This is a genomic window from Streptomyces sp. B6B3, assembly GCF_039871525.1.
In the GTDB taxonomy this organism is placed as follows: domain Bacteria; phylum Actinomycetota; class Actinomycetes; order Streptomycetales; family Streptomycetaceae; genus Streptomyces.
The window spans coordinates 504,028-516,048 of the sequence record NZ_JBDPLU010000001.1; the positions used below are offsets into that span (position 1 = coordinate 504,028).

Genomic DNA, 12,021 nt, shown 5'->3' on the forward strand with positions numbered 1-12,021 from the left:
GGGAGTCGGAAAGTGGGAAGACAGCGACTCGAAAACTCCGAGGCAACGCCGCATCTCGCTCTCCTCACTCCCGTGGCCGGTGCTTCCGGCCCGCCCGTGACGTATGTGAACGCGGCCGACCCTAGCGCACCGCGCTCGGCCGGTCGCGGCATTAAAACGAGCGCACCACCGGGCGCGCGGTGGCGCCCGGCGGTGCGGCTCCCGAGCCGGTGGTGCGGCTCAGGTTGCTGGTGCGGCTCTGACGGTGGTGGTGCGGCTCAGGCTTCTGGTGCGGCTCTCGCGGTGGCTCAGCGGTTCAGAACCGGACGTCGCTGCACAGGTAGTAGACCTGGTCCATGTGGGAGGCCTGCCAGACGGTGAAGACCACGTGGTGGCCGCTGCGTCCGGTCACGCCGCTGACGGGGATCGAGTAGTTCTGGCTGGGCCCGTAGCGGCCCGTCGTGGTGACCAGCTGCAGGTCGTCCCAGCCGAGGCGTTCGGTGTCGGGGTTGAAGCCCTGCCGGGTGACGTACACCTGGAAGTAGTCGGCACCGTGGCTGGCCTGGTCGTACAGCTGGACGGTGAAGCTGCTGCCGACGCTGGTGGTGCGCCAGGCGCCCGGCGTGTCGAGGGCGTCGTAGCGACCGCTCTCGGCGTGGCCGCCGCTGCACAGCGTCCCGTTCGGCACCTTCCCCTGGTGGTTGCCGCCGACGTTGTTCTGGTACAGGCCGTTCCAGTTCCACATGGCGTTGGGGTTGGCCTGCCACGCCTGCCAGCACATCGGGTCCTGCTGGGCCATGGACGGGTTCAGGTGGTCGTTGCCCCAGTCCCGGTAGCACTGGTAGTTGCGCGAGGCGGGGTTGATGGTCGAACCGTGGGCGTTGGCCGAGTTCGAGAAGGGCATCAGGCACAGCATCAGCGCCGCCGACAGCAGCGCGAAGACGCGGAGCGTCCATCTCTTGTGTACCAGGGCGTTGTTCATCTCGTGCGATCTCCCTCTTCCGGCGATGAGTCCCAGCGTTGGGAGCGCTCCCAAATTACCCAGGCTTTACCCGGAGGGGCACATTCGAAACACCTGATGGTCTCTCAATGGGCGCTATGTGTACGGCAGATGGTGATTCGAAGGGGAAAACGAGGAGTTTCGCGGAGCCGGCCGGTGCCGGGCCGCCTACGCTGGACGCCCGGCGTGCTGGGCGCGCCCTCGGCCGACCCGGCCGGAGCGCCGCGGGCCCCGACCGGTGGTCCAGGACCAGGACCGGCACCGGACGAGGACCAGCACCGGACCAGGAGAGGACGTGGCCCATGGGGCGAGTGACCGCGAGGCGGCGGGTGTTGCGGATCCGGGACGGGGTGGTGAGTCATCGTCCTGACACGCTGGTCGCCGAGGAGCCGATGGAGATCCGGGTCGGGGGTCGTCCGCTGAGCGTGACGATGCGTACCCCGGGGCACGACTTCGACCTCGCGGTCGGTTTCCTGGTGAGCGAGGGTGTGCTGCACCGCGCGGACCAGGTCGCGGGTATCCGGTACTGCGCGGGGGCCACGGCGGACGGCGGCAACACCTACAACGTCGTGGACGTCGCCCTGGCGCCCGGGGTCGCGCCTCCGGACGCCTCGTTGGAGCGCAACGTCTACACCACCTCCTCCTGCGGGCTGTGCGGCAAGGCCAGTCTGGACGCGGTCCGCACGGTCGCGGCCTGGTCGGTGGCGGAGGACCCGCTGGAGCTGAGCCCGGAGCTGCTCAGCGCGCTGCCCGACCGGTTGCGCCGCGCCCAGCGGGTCTTCGACTCCACCGGTGGGCTGCACGCGGCCGGGCTGTTCTCGGGGGCCGGTGACCTGCTGTGCCTGCGCGAGGACGTGGGCCGGCACAACGCGGTGGACAAGGTGGTCGGGCACGCGCTGCGGGCCGGTCTGCTCCCGTTGCGCGGCACGGTGTTGATGGTCAGCGGCCGGGCGTCGTTCGAGCTGGTGCAGAAGGCGGTGATGGCCGGCATCCCGGCGCTGGCCGCGGTCTCCGCGCCCTCCTCCCTCGCGGCCGACCTGGCCGACGAGACCGGCCTCACCCTGATCGGCTTCCTGCGTGGCACCTCGATGAACATCTACGCCGCGCCGCATCGCCTCGACGCCGCCCTCGTCCCGTAGGGCCGGGGGCGTGCCGGGCGCGGGTCACCCCGTGGCGCGGGCGCGGTGCCGGCGTACCGCGTCCCGGTTGGCGCAGCGCTGCGAGCAGTAGCGCTGGCGGCCGGTGCGGGAGGTGTCGGCGAAGATCGCCGTGCAGTCCGTGACGGCGCAGCGTCGGAGCCGGTGCATGCCGCGGCCCGCCAGGTGCAGTGCGGTGCCGACGGCGATCAGCGAGGACAGCAGGGCGCCCAGCGGCTGCCGGTCGTCGCGGTAGTGCAGGTGCCAGCCGCTGCCGGCGTGGTCGGTCAGCCGCGGATGGGCGCTGGCCGCGGCGAGCATCTGGTTGAGCGACGCGGCGCGCCGGGGTTCGTCGGCGGCGTCGACGACCTCCTCCCACGCCGCGAGCGTGGCCAGGGTGGCGTCGAGGTCGTGCGGGGTGACCGGGAGCTCCAGCGCCATCCCGGCGGTGCGGCAGCGGTCCGCGAGTTCCTCGGCGCTCGTCGGCGGCCGGTTGGCGAGGTCCGCGGCCAGTTTCACGGCACCCTCGCCGTAAGGGTTGAGATGCATAAGACCATTACAACAGGCTGGTCCGCATGAGACCACGCACCGGTGGCCCCGCACCGGCCCGAGGCGGCCCGCCCGGCGCCGACGCCTCCACGCCCGACGCCTCCACGCCCGGCGCCTCCACGCCCGGCGCCTCGGCGCGTGACGCGTGGCGGTACCGCTGGGTCATCCTCGGCATCGCCACCTTCACCCAGGCCGCGGCCGGCTTCTTCGTGCAGGGCATCGGGGCGTTGGGCCTCCAGTTCCAGCGTGACCTGGGCCTGAGCACGACCCAGCTGGGACTGCTGGTCTCCGCCGTCCAACTGGTGCCGCTGGTCGGGCTGCTGGTGGCCGGCGAACTGCTGGACCGCTACGACGAGCGGTGGATCGTCGGGCTGGGCGCGTGTGTGGTCGCGGTGGGCCTGGGCGTGGGGAGCCTGGCGCCGGGATACGCCTGGCTGCTCGTCGTCCTGCTGGTCGTCGGCGCCGGGTACAGCACCGTTCAGCCCGGCGGCAGCAAGTCGGTGGCGTCCTGGTTCCACGCGTCGCAGCGGGGACTGGCGATGGGCGTCCGGCAGGCGGGGCTGCCGCTGGGCGCCGCGCTGGCCTCGGCCGCGCTGCCGCTGCTCGCCGAGGCCCACGGCTGGCGGGCGGCGCTGGTGGCCGGTGCGCTCGTGGCGCTGCTGGGCGCCGGCGTCTTCACGGCCTTCCACCGCCGGCCGCCCGAGCCGGCGCCCGTTCCCGCACCCGTTCCCGCGCCCGAACCGGCGCCCGGTCCGGGCGCGCGGCGGCGTGACGGGCGCGGCTCGGGCCTCGCCGGGCGGCTGCGGATGCTGCGCGAACCCGCCATGGTGACGATCATGCTGTCCGGGGTCAGCCTGATCTCGGTGCAGTACGGCGTGGGGATCCTGACGGTGCTGTACCTCCACGACGTGGCGTCCGTCGGCGCGGGTACCGCGGCCCTCGTCCTGGTGGCGGCCCAGGGCGCCGGCGTCCTCGGGCGGATCGGCCTGGCGGCCTGGAGCGACCGCGGCGGCTCCGGTGGCTCCGGCGGTGCCGGGCGCTACCCGACCGTCATGCTCTGCATGGTCGCCGCGATCGCCGGAACGGGGGTGCTGATGACCCCGGCGGGACGCGCACCGGTGGTGGCCTGCGTCGTGCTCGTCGGCCTCGGCTTCTTCGGCTTCGGCTGGTACGGCCCCTGGGTGGCGTACGTCGCCGAATCCGCGCCGCCGGGACGGACCGGGTTCGCCCTCGGCCTCGCCATGTCCGTCAACCAGACGGCCATCATCCTGGTGCCGCCCGTGCTCGGCCTGCTCAGGGACCTCACCGGCAGCTTCGCCCCGGCCTGGGGCCTGCTGGCCGCGATGACCGCCGTCGCCCTGATCATCACGGCCCCCGCGGAACGCCGCCGCCACGCCGCCACCCGAAACGGCCGGGCCACCGACCCCCCGGCCCGCGACACTGCCTAGGCGGCGTTCGCCCGGGAGGCGGTGAGGAGCCCGGCCAGGGCGGTGCGGGCCTGGCACAGGTCGGCGATGCGGGCGTCCAGGTCGGACAGTTGGGCGCTCAGCCGGTCCAGGACGCAGGCGTCGAGCGAGGAGCCGTCGTCCGCGAAGCCGCGCGCCTTCCTGGACAACCAGGAGCACTACCTGGCCGAGCCGCCCGAGGCCTATCCGGGCACCATGATCAGCGCGTACCCGGCGGAGCCGGCGCGGTAGCCGGGGCGGATGCCGGGCCGGGCCCGCAGCGGCGGCGCAGGATGATCCGGCCGGAGTCGCCGCCGGCGGCCATCAGCCCGCCGTCCGCGGAGAACCTGACCGTCCTGGTCCGGCCCGTGCCCGCGTCGCCGGGGATGGGCGCGAAGGCCGGATCGGCCCGCCGCGTGGCGGCGTCGACGACCTCGGTCTCCCCACGCCGGCCTATGGCCAGCGTCCCGCCGTCCGGCGAGTACGCCCAGCCGTAGCAGGTGGCCCAGCGGTCGTCCCGGAACGGGTCGGGGAAGTGCCACAGCAGTCGGCCCGTCTCCACCGAGAAAGCGCAGGGCCCGTCGGCGAACTCGACGGCGGCCACCAACTCGGTCTCCGACGGGTCGAACCCGACCACGTACGCCGGCCGGCCCATCGGTATCCGGCACAGCTCCACCCCCCGGTCGACATCCCAGATCTCGACCTCGGTGACCTGCGGATCGTCCGCCCGATAGCGCGAGCCCCTGGAGAAGCACAGCGCCAACAGCCGCCCGGAGGGCGACAGGCCGGCGGCCCAGCATTCGAAGCCGGGCCGCGCGGTGCCCGTCTCGAAGAGGGGGTCCCTCCCCCAGGCCCCGGAGGCCTGGGAGGCGCCCCCATCGCTGCGCTCCGGGCCCAGCACGCGGACCCGGTCGCCCGCGTCGAAGAGGAGCAGACGCCGGCGAGCGGCGTCCAGGGCCGGCCGCAGTCGGAACGGATTGAACCGGGCGTCCGCGAACTCCTCGTACCGCGCCAGCACCTGCGTCTCCCCCGAGCCGAGATCGAGCAGCCGCGTCTCCCCGTTCATCGCGTAGACCAAGCGGGTGCCCGTGGCGTCGAAGAGCGCGGCGTGCAGAAACGTCTGCGTCGGCCCGCCCGCCCCCTCGCCCGTGGGGGCGACGGCCTCGGCGTGCACCAGCCGCCGCTCGCCGGTGCCGACGTCGATCAGGTGGAGCTCCGCGCCGTACGCCTCCCTGAGCATCGTCCCGACCACCAGGGTCCGGCCGTCCGGCGACAGGTCGAACGCCTCCGCCGAGCAGCGGTTCGGCACCTGCACGTCAAACACCACGTCACCGTGCGCCGCCCGCTCCGCGTCGGCCACGTACGCGAAGCCCTCCCGCAGCTTCTTCCCGCGCAGCTTCGCGGACTCCCGCGCCGCCTCGCGCTCGCTGTCACACTCGACCACCGTCTCGCGCGGCGTCCGCCCCTCGGTCCACGCGACGCGCACCAGCCGCGACCCGTCGACCGCGATCCGGTAGAACCGCGTCTTCCCCGCCCCGGCCGACGACCGCAGCGTCGTCGTGGTCTCCACACCATTCATGCCGGCCACGCTACTGGTCGCCACTGACAGTGACCGCCCGTCATCCCGTCCTCCGGTTCCGGAACCGCACCGGATGCCTTGCGGGGCCCGTGGGGCGACGGTCCAATGAAGGTCCCCCCACGGAACGATGGATGGATGTGATCTCGATGCGAGGTCCCACGCGCGCACACCGCCGCCGCTGGCTCGTCGGCGCGACGGTGCTCGCCCTGGGCGTCACCACGCTGCTGACCACCAACGCCCAGGCCGGTCCCGAACCCACCGCCACGTCCGAGCCCCGGCCCTACGAGGTGGTCTTCGAGGACACCTTCGACGGCGCGGCCGGCTCCGCCGTCGACGGCGCCAAATGGCAGCTGGAGACGGGCGACAACATCAGCAACAACGAGCTCCAGTACTACACCCAGGGCACCGAGAACGCCGAACTCGACGGCAACGGCAACCTGGTCATCACCGCCGAGGCCGGCAACCCGAACAACTACCAGTGCTACTACGGCCCCTGCGAGTACACCTCGGCCCGGATGAACACCTCGGGGCGGTTCACCGCCCAGTACGGCCACGTCGAGGCCAGCATCAAACTCCCCCAGGGCCAGGGCATCTGGCCCGCCTTCTGGATGCTGGGCGACGACATCGGGCAGGTCGGCTGGCCCAACTGCGGCGAGATCGACGTCATGGAGCTGGTCGGCCACCAGCCGGGCACCGCCTACGGCACCATCCACGGCCCCGGTTACTCCGGCGGCGAGAGCATCGGCTCCAGCTACACCCTCCCCAACGGCGACATCTTCGCCAACGGCTTCCACACCTTCGCCGTCGACTGGACCCCCGACTCCATCACCTGGTCGGTGGACGGCAACGCGTTCCAGACCCTCACCCCGGCCGACCTCGGCGGCGACCCCTGGGTCTTCGACAAGCCCTTCTTCCTGATCCTCAACCTCGCCGTCGGCGGCAACTGGCCCGGCTACCCCGACGACACCACCGTCTTCCCCCAACAGATGACCGTCGACTACGTCCGCGTCGAAACGAGCTGATACCCCACCAACCTCACCACCGCCCGACCTCTCGGCCCCGCCACCCCACCAGGCTGGCGGGGCCGTCGCGTGCGCCCGCGGGGACTGGTCGTCCCCGGCGGATCAGCCCATCCAGTCACCGATTCCGTCCCACGCGGCCTCCAACTCCCGTGCGGGCAACCTGCCGATCTCGGCAGCAACGACGTCGTGCACATCGAGCATCATCTGCATCCCGCCCATCCGGTCCAGTTCGGCACCGATGGCCCGGGTCCGCGCGTCCTTCCCCTGCATCGTCAGGAATCCCCCGCGCCGGCCGATCGCGAGAAGCTCGTTCGCGAGCTCGTTGGCGCGGGCGTCCCCAGCGGGCACCCGCATGCGCCCCTGGACGGGCCCCGGAGAGGGCCGCTCAAGGTACCTGAGCAATCGGCGATCACGTCGCGTAGCAAGGAACCAGAGCAGCCCGATCGATGCAACGATCACGCCGAAGAGCACAGCAGCCGTGGCCATCTCGCCTCCCATCCGTGCGCGGCCCGAGCGACCCCGCCCGCGATCCTGGCCCTACCGGCCCGGGACCCCTCCCACGGAGTGTGGGGTGCTCGGCCGACGGCCGATCAGGGCAGGCACGCTTCCCTGGTCAGGGTGAAGACAAGACTCTTACCGGCTGACGTGGGTTCGGTGCGCCAGGTGCTGGCCAGCAGGTCCAGAAGTACGAGGCCGCGGCCGTGATCGTCGGCGGCCGTCGGTTGGCGGAGCAGCGGCGGCCCGCCGCCACCGTCGTGCACCTCGACCTGGATGCTGCCGTCGAGCGGCGAAGGGGAGTGGCACAGCAAGTCCGGGCCGGTGGAGTGCAGCACGGCGTTGGTCGCCAGTTCGGAGACCAGCAGGGCGACGAGCGAACCGTCCACCCACGGATGCGCGGCGTACGCGGCGGCGACCGTCCGCCGCGCCCGCCCCACGGCCCCAGGCTCCCGCCGATACCGCCCCACCGCCAGCACATGCCCACGTTCCCGCATGTGCCCCTCCTCACCCACCGCGCCCGGCCGGTCGCTGAGCGCATCCCACCAGGTCAAGCACGGGTCACGTGACCAGTCACGTGCAACGGTGAGAGGGGTGGTTTCCCTCCATGTGATGGGTCTGGGTGGTCGCAAGGTGACGCTCCCCCCAGTCTTCGTTCAGCCGTCGTCCTCGGGGATCCAACGGCGAGCCTCGCGGCGGCCGGCGTAACGGGCCTTGCGGTTGCTGGCCCTGACCATCTGCTGCCACTCCCTGATGTGGGAGCGGACCTTGCATCCGGCGCAGCAGGTGCCGAAGTAGAGCTGCGCGGCGGGGTGCTCCCACCGGCAGCGGGTGTCCGCCAGCTCCCGGGTCGGGCGGGGCGGCAGGTCACAGGCGCCGTGACGGTGATCGTGGACCGGCCGGGGGCGGTGCTCCGCGTGGCGCACCCACAACGGCTTGGTCCTGTCCGTGCGGGACATCTCGTTCCTTCCGGAACCGCCGCCCGAACCCCCGGAGACCTTCCGGGCGGGCGGCCAGGTTCTCCAGCGCACGGTGACCACCCTCCTTCCCGCGTCCGTGTGACCCGCCGCGTCGGCGGGCGCGATCCACGAGCGTGGAAAGCCCTTCAGACTATGCCCGCCAGCAGCCGTACGGAAGGCGAGGCGGAACGCCGAGAGGACGTCCCACGGGCGCGTTCGGGAGTGAGGTCAAGGAGATAGGGCTACACTTTACAGAACTGTACCCCTACTTCTCGGGAGTCCTCGGCATGGACAAACCCGTCGAGATGTTCGACCGAGATCACGAATGGTCGGCGCTCACGCGGTTCATCACCGACGTGCAGCCGGGCGCGACACTCGGCGTCGTCTCCGGCCGGCGCCGGCAGGGGAAGACCTTCCTGCTTGACGCCGCCTGCCGGGCGGCGGGCGGGTTCTACTTCGGCGCCACCGAGGCCGCCGACGCCGAGTCGTTGCGTCGGCTCAGCGCCTCGCTGACGGCCCACGTTCGCCCCGCCAGCCCCTTTCATTTCGCCGACTGGTCGGAGGCCGTCGACGCCCTGCTCGCCCTGGGCACCGAACGACCCGTGCCCGTCGTGATCGACGAGTTCCCGTACCTCGCCAAGGCCAACCCAGAGCTTCCGTCGATCATCCAGGAGGCGTTGCGTCCGCTGCGCGACCAGCGCACCGCCTCCCGGTCCAGGCTCCTGCTGTGTGGTTCGGCGCTGTCGTTCATGGGGCGGCTGCTGTCCGGGAACGCCCCGCTGCGGGGGCGTGCGGGCCTGGAACTGGTCGTGCGTCCCCTCGACTACCGCCTCGCGGCGGAGTTCTGGGGCCTCGCGGATCCCCGCCTGGCGGTCCGGGTCGGCGCGGTCGTCGGAGGTACGCCCGCGTACCGGCGTGAGTTCGCGCGGGGGGACGCGCCCAGCGGCCCGGAGGACTTCGACGACTGGGTCGTCCGCACCGTTCTCAATCCCGAGACGCCCCTCTTCCGGGAGGCTCGCTATCTCCTCGCCGAGGAGCCCGACCTCCGCGACACCGCCCTGTACCTGTCCGTGCTGGCCGCCGTCGCCGACGGGAACGCGACGCGCGGTGGCATGGCCGGCTATCTGGAACGCAAGGCCACCGACATCGCCCACCCCATCAACGTGCTGGAGGACGCCGGCCTCCTGCACCGGGACGCCGACGTGTTCCGCCAGAACCGGCCCACCTACCGCATCGCCGAACCGTTGATCGGCTTCTACCACGCGATCATGCGTCCGGTCTGGGACCAACTGGAGCGCCCCGGCAACGCCGCCCGGGTCTGGCAGGCCAGCCAGCGGCGTTTCGCCGGCAACGTCCTGGGACCGCACTACGAACAGCTCTGCCGAGACTGGGCCCTGCACCACGCGGAGCCCGATCTGCTCGGCGGACTGCCCGCGCGCGTCGGGCACGGCGTCGTCCACGACGAGAAGGCCCGGGTGGGCCACGAGGTCGACGTGGCCGTCCTCGGCATCGGCGACGGGGGGACGACACCGTTGCTGGCCATCGGCGAGGCCAAGTGGAACGACACGATGGGCCTCGGCCACGTCGAACGCCTGCGGGGCCTCCGCGATCTGATCGCGCGGTCCGGCCGCTACGACACGCGCGCCACGCGCCTGTTGTGCTTCAGCGGTGCCGGTTTCGACGACAGGGCGCGGGCGGCGGCGGAGGACGATCCGAGCGTTCATCTGGTCGATCTGGCGACGCTGTACGGGCGAGGCGCGCGGGACGGGCACGGGTAACGCAGGTCACATCCGGAGCCGTCACATCTCCTCGGGCTGCGGTGTCAAGCAGGTGAAGCATCCGCACAACGGCAGAGGAGCTCACCGATGGACGCCCGCTTGAACCTCTTCGACAACAAGGTCGCCGCCTCGTTCCTGAGGCACCTCATCGGGGCGAACAAGGCGATCTCGGATTCGACGCTGCCGCACGCGACGGCGGAGCTGGTGAAGATCCGCTCCAGCCAGATCAACGGCTGCGGCTTCTGCACCGACATGCACACCAAGGACGCCGCGCACGCCGGCGAGACCCAGGTGCGCCTCAACCTGGTCGCCACCTGGCGCGAGGCCACGGTGTTCACCGACGCCGAGCGCGCCGCCCTGGAGCTGGCGGAGCAGGGCACCCGCCTCGCGGACGCGGCCGGCGGGGTCCCCGACGACGTCTGGGCGAACGCGGCCAAGCACCACGACGAGGACCAGCTCGCCGCGCTGGTGTCGTTGATCGCCCTGATCAACGCCTTCAACCGGCTCAACTGCATCGTCCAGCAGCCCGCCGGCGACTACCAGCCCGGCATGTTCGGGTGACGAGCCTGTCCGGGTAACGAGGGGGCGGCCGGGCCCGCCGCCGCCGCATCCGGCGGCGGCGGTCCCGGCCGAGGGCCGGCCGACCGGCTAGGCCGGCAGCGAGGTCTCCGGAGCCGCCGTCGGGGGACGGTCGCGGAGGGACGCCGCCGGGAGGTGCCGTTCCAGCAGGAACATGGCCGCGATGCTCGCCACGTTGGCCGCGCCGAGGGCCAGCCAGGGGAGCGAGCGGTGCAGCTCGAAGAGGCTGGTGAAGAAGGCGGGGGCGATGATGCCGCCGATGGCGAAGGAGTACTGGAACGTCGCGAGGTAGCGGCCCCTGATGTGGGTCGGCGCGACGGAGGCGGCCAGCGCCATGGAGATCGGCGCGTGGATCACCTCGGCGAGCGTGAAGAGCAACGTCGCGCCGATCAGGACGGGCACCACCAGACCGGGGTGCCCGGGCCCGAGCGTGGCCAGCACCAGCGCCCACGTGGACCACAGCGCGGCGGCCAGCATGATCGAACGGGTCCGGCGCAGATGCGTGAGCCGGGCCACGACCGGCGCGGTCAGCACCGAGATCAGGACGGTGCTGCCGACCAGCAGGGCGGGCGTCAGCCAGGTCGGCCCGTCCAGCCCGTCGAGCACGAAGGTGGGCATGGCCAGGGCGAGCATCATGGTGGACGTGGCGTGCACCGTGTTGACGCCGATCAGGCCGAGGAACGGGCGGTCCCGCAGCAGCGTCCGGTAGCCGGCGTCCGCCGCCGGCTCGGACGCGTCCCGGTGCCGGGGCGCGCGGACCAGCGCGGCGATGGCCAGTCCCGCGGCCAGGAAGCAGCCGCCGGCGGCGTAGGCGAGGGTCCGGAACAGCGTGTCCCCGCCGAACGAGACGGCGGCGCCGGACACCAGCCCGCCGACACCGATGCCGGCGGTGCGGGAGGTGGCGGCCCACGCGTACCAGGCGTCCTTGCCCCGGCCCTTGCCCCGGCCCTGGCCCTGGGCCGGTTGACCGTCGACGTAGTCGGCGATCAGCGTGAAGATCGCGCACCAGAAGAACCGGACGCCGATCGCCACGAGGCTGGCCGAGACGAAGATCCCCACCGGCTCGCTGACCAGGCTGTACGCGCAGTAGCCGGCGGCCTGGAGGAGCTGCGACCCCACCACGACCGGCACGGCACCGATCCGGTCGGTGAGCTGTCCGGCCCACACCGGAACGGGCAGCGTGATCAGGTTGGCGACGGACAGCAGCACCCCGAGCAGGCCCAGCGGCACGTCGGTCAGCTCCGTGAAGAACACCAGGGACAGCGGCAGGAACAGCCCGTTCCCCACGGAGTCGACCACCAGCGCGCCGATCAGCACGGCGCCGCCCCGGCTGCGGCCCCGCGCCGCCGCCCCACCGCCACCCGGCCCCGGCCCCGGTTCCGGTTCCGGTTCCGGTTCCGTCCCCGGTTCCGCCATCACGTCCCTCCCCACCTCGCCCCGGGCTCCGGGCCCGGAAGAACCCACGGATGGTAACGAGCCCACGGTCCCGCGCCAACGCGT

At 72.4% G+C, this 12,021-nt stretch carries 13 protein-coding genes; 5 read left to right on the plus strand and 8 right to left on the minus strand.

Annotated elements, in window-relative coordinates:
• Positions 1 to 295: 295 nt before the first annotated feature.
• Positions 296 to 961: a lytic polysaccharide monooxygenase gene (locus tag ABGB06_RS02175; RefSeq protein WP_347584882.1), complete on the minus strand. Its 666-nt coding sequence runs from the start codon at positions 959 to 961 to the stop codon at positions 296 to 298.
• A 320-nt stretch (positions 962 to 1,281) separates the two neighbouring features.
• Here ABGB06_RS02175 and fdhD point away from each other — a divergent pair, with 320 nt between their 5' ends.
• Complete coding sequence (gene fdhD / locus ABGB06_RS02180) at positions 1,282 to 2,118, plus strand: formate dehydrogenase accessory sulfurtransferase FdhD (RefSeq protein ID WP_347584883.1); 837 nt, start codon at positions 1,282 to 1,284, stop codon at positions 2,116 to 2,118.
• Positions 2,119 to 2,142: 24 nt separating this feature from the next.
• Here the strand turns inward: fdhD and ABGB06_RS02185 are convergent, their stop codons facing one another.
• A complete protein-coding gene (locus ABGB06_RS02185; protein ID WP_347584884.1) occupies positions 2,143 to 2,664 on the minus strand; it encodes a CGNR zinc finger domain-containing protein in 522 nt (173 codons plus the stop codon).
• Between the two features lie 26 nt (positions 2,665 to 2,690).
• On the opposite strand from ABGB06_RS02185, the gene ABGB06_RS02190 reads away from it, so the two are divergent.
• Positions 2,691 to 4,112 (plus strand): MFS transporter, encoded by a 1,422-nt coding sequence (locus ABGB06_RS02190; protein ID WP_347584886.1) that lies wholly within the window; start codon positions 2,691 to 2,693, stop codon positions 4,110 to 4,112.
• Here the strand turns inward: ABGB06_RS02190 and ABGB06_RS02195 are convergent.
• Together ABGB06_RS02195 and ABGB06_RS02200 are read right to left on the minus strand one after the other, a co-directional pair.
• The gene (locus ABGB06_RS02195; RefSeq protein ID WP_347584887.1) at positions 4,109 to 4,279 is read right to left on the minus strand and encodes a hypothetical protein; all 171 of its coding nucleotides are present in this window, start codon (positions 4,277 to 4,279) and stop codon (positions 4,109 to 4,111) included. The genes ABGB06_RS02190 and ABGB06_RS02195 overlap by 4 nt on opposite strands.
• 50 nt (positions 4,280 to 4,329) lie before the next feature.
• Positions 4,330 to 5,688, minus strand: a complete 1,359-nt coding sequence (locus tag ABGB06_RS02200) for a WD40 repeat domain-containing protein (RefSeq protein WP_347584888.1) — start codon at positions 5,686 to 5,688, stop codon at positions 4,330 to 4,332.
• Positions 5,689 to 5,834: 146 nt separating this feature from the next.
• Here ABGB06_RS02200 and ABGB06_RS02205 point away from each other — a divergent pair, with 146 nt between their 5' ends.
• Positions 5,835 to 6,710 (plus strand): glycoside hydrolase family 16 protein, encoded by an 876-nt coding sequence (locus ABGB06_RS02205; RefSeq protein WP_347584889.1) that lies wholly within the window; start codon positions 5,835 to 5,837, stop codon positions 6,708 to 6,710.
• Between the two features lie 102 nt (positions 6,711 to 6,812).
• Here the strand turns inward: ABGB06_RS02205 and ABGB06_RS02210 are convergent, their stop codons facing one another.
• The 3 genes from ABGB06_RS02210 to ABGB06_RS02220 form a co-directional block, all read right to left on the minus strand.
• Entirely contained in the window at positions 6,813 to 7,196 is a 384-nt protein-coding gene (locus tag ABGB06_RS02210) for a hypothetical protein (protein WP_347584890.1), read from the minus strand.
• 104 nt (positions 7,197 to 7,300) lie between these two features.
• Positions 7,301 to 7,702: an ATP-binding protein gene (locus tag ABGB06_RS02215; RefSeq protein WP_347584891.1), complete on the minus strand. Its 402-nt coding sequence runs from the start codon at positions 7,700 to 7,702 to the stop codon at positions 7,301 to 7,303.
• Between the two features lie 159 nt (positions 7,703 to 7,861).
• Positions 7,862 to 8,164 (minus strand): hypothetical protein, encoded by a 303-nt coding sequence (locus tag ABGB06_RS02220; RefSeq protein ID WP_347584892.1) that lies wholly within the window; start codon positions 8,162 to 8,164, stop codon positions 7,862 to 7,864.
• Positions 8,165 to 8,451: 287 nt separating this feature from the next.
• Between ABGB06_RS02220 and ABGB06_RS02225 the strand changes: the two genes are divergently transcribed.
• Both ABGB06_RS02225 and ABGB06_RS02230 read left to right on the plus strand, forming a co-directional pair.
• Positions 8,452 to 9,942 (plus strand): ATP-binding protein, encoded by a 1,491-nt coding sequence (locus tag ABGB06_RS02225; RefSeq protein WP_347584893.1) that lies wholly within the window; start codon positions 8,452 to 8,454, stop codon positions 9,940 to 9,942.
• 87 nt (positions 9,943 to 10,029) lie between these two features.
• Positions 10,030 to 10,503 (plus strand): carboxymuconolactone decarboxylase family protein, encoded by a 474-nt coding sequence (locus ABGB06_RS02230; RefSeq protein ID WP_347584894.1) that lies wholly within the window; start codon positions 10,030 to 10,032, stop codon positions 10,501 to 10,503.
• An 87-nt stretch (positions 10,504 to 10,590) separates the two neighbouring features.
• Here ABGB06_RS02230 and ABGB06_RS02235 read toward each other — a convergent pair whose 3' ends face one another.
• Complete coding sequence (locus tag ABGB06_RS02235) at positions 10,591 to 11,937, minus strand: MFS transporter (RefSeq protein WP_347584895.1); 1,347 nt, start codon at positions 11,935 to 11,937, stop codon at positions 10,591 to 10,593.
• Positions 11,938 to 12,021 lie beyond the last annotated feature (84 nt).

Bases quoted from the DNA above. Each gene is read 5' to 3' on its own strand.
- ABGB06_RS02200 (WP_347584888.1), bottom strand. From the start codon at position 5,688: ATGAATGGTGTGGAGACCACGACGACGCTGCGGTCGTCGGCCGGGGCG.
- fdhD (WP_347584883.1), top strand. From the start codon at position 1,282: ATGGGGCGAGTGACCGCGAGGCGGCGGGTGTTGCGGATCCGGGACGGG.
- ABGB06_RS02175 (WP_347584882.1), bottom strand. From the start codon at position 961: ATGAACAACGCCCTGGTACACAAGAGATGGACGCTCCGCGTCTTCGCG.
- ABGB06_RS02185 (WP_347584884.1), bottom strand. From the start codon at position 2,664: ATGCATCTCAACCCTTACGGCGAGGGTGCCGTGAAACTGGCCGCGGAC.
- ABGB06_RS02190 (WP_347584886.1), top strand. From the start codon at position 2,691: ATGAGACCACGCACCGGTGGCCCCGCACCGGCCCGAGGCGGCCCGCCC.
- ABGB06_RS02205 (WP_347584889.1), top strand. From the start codon at position 5,835: ATGCGAGGTCCCACGCGCGCACACCGCCGCCGCTGGCTCGTCGGCGCG.
- ABGB06_RS02230 (WP_347584894.1), top strand. From the start codon at position 10,030: ATGGACGCCCGCTTGAACCTCTTCGACAACAAGGTCGCCGCCTCGTTC.
- ABGB06_RS02210 (WP_347584890.1), bottom strand. From the start codon at position 7,196: ATGGCCACGGCTGCTGTGCTCTTCGGCGTGATCGTTGCATCGATCGGG.
- ABGB06_RS02235 (WP_347584895.1), bottom strand. From the start codon at position 11,937: ATGGCGGAACCGGGGACGGAACCGGAACCGGAACCGGAACCGGGGCCG.
- ABGB06_RS02215 (WP_347584891.1), bottom strand. From the start codon at position 7,702: ATGCGGGAACGTGGGCATGTGCTGGCGGTGGGGCGGTATCGGCGGGAG.
- ABGB06_RS02220 (WP_347584892.1), bottom strand. From the start codon at position 8,164: ATGTCCCGCACGGACAGGACCAAGCCGTTGTGGGTGCGCCACGCGGAG.
- ABGB06_RS02225 (WP_347584893.1), top strand. From the start codon at position 8,452: ATGGACAAACCCGTCGAGATGTTCGACCGAGATCACGAATGGTCGGCG.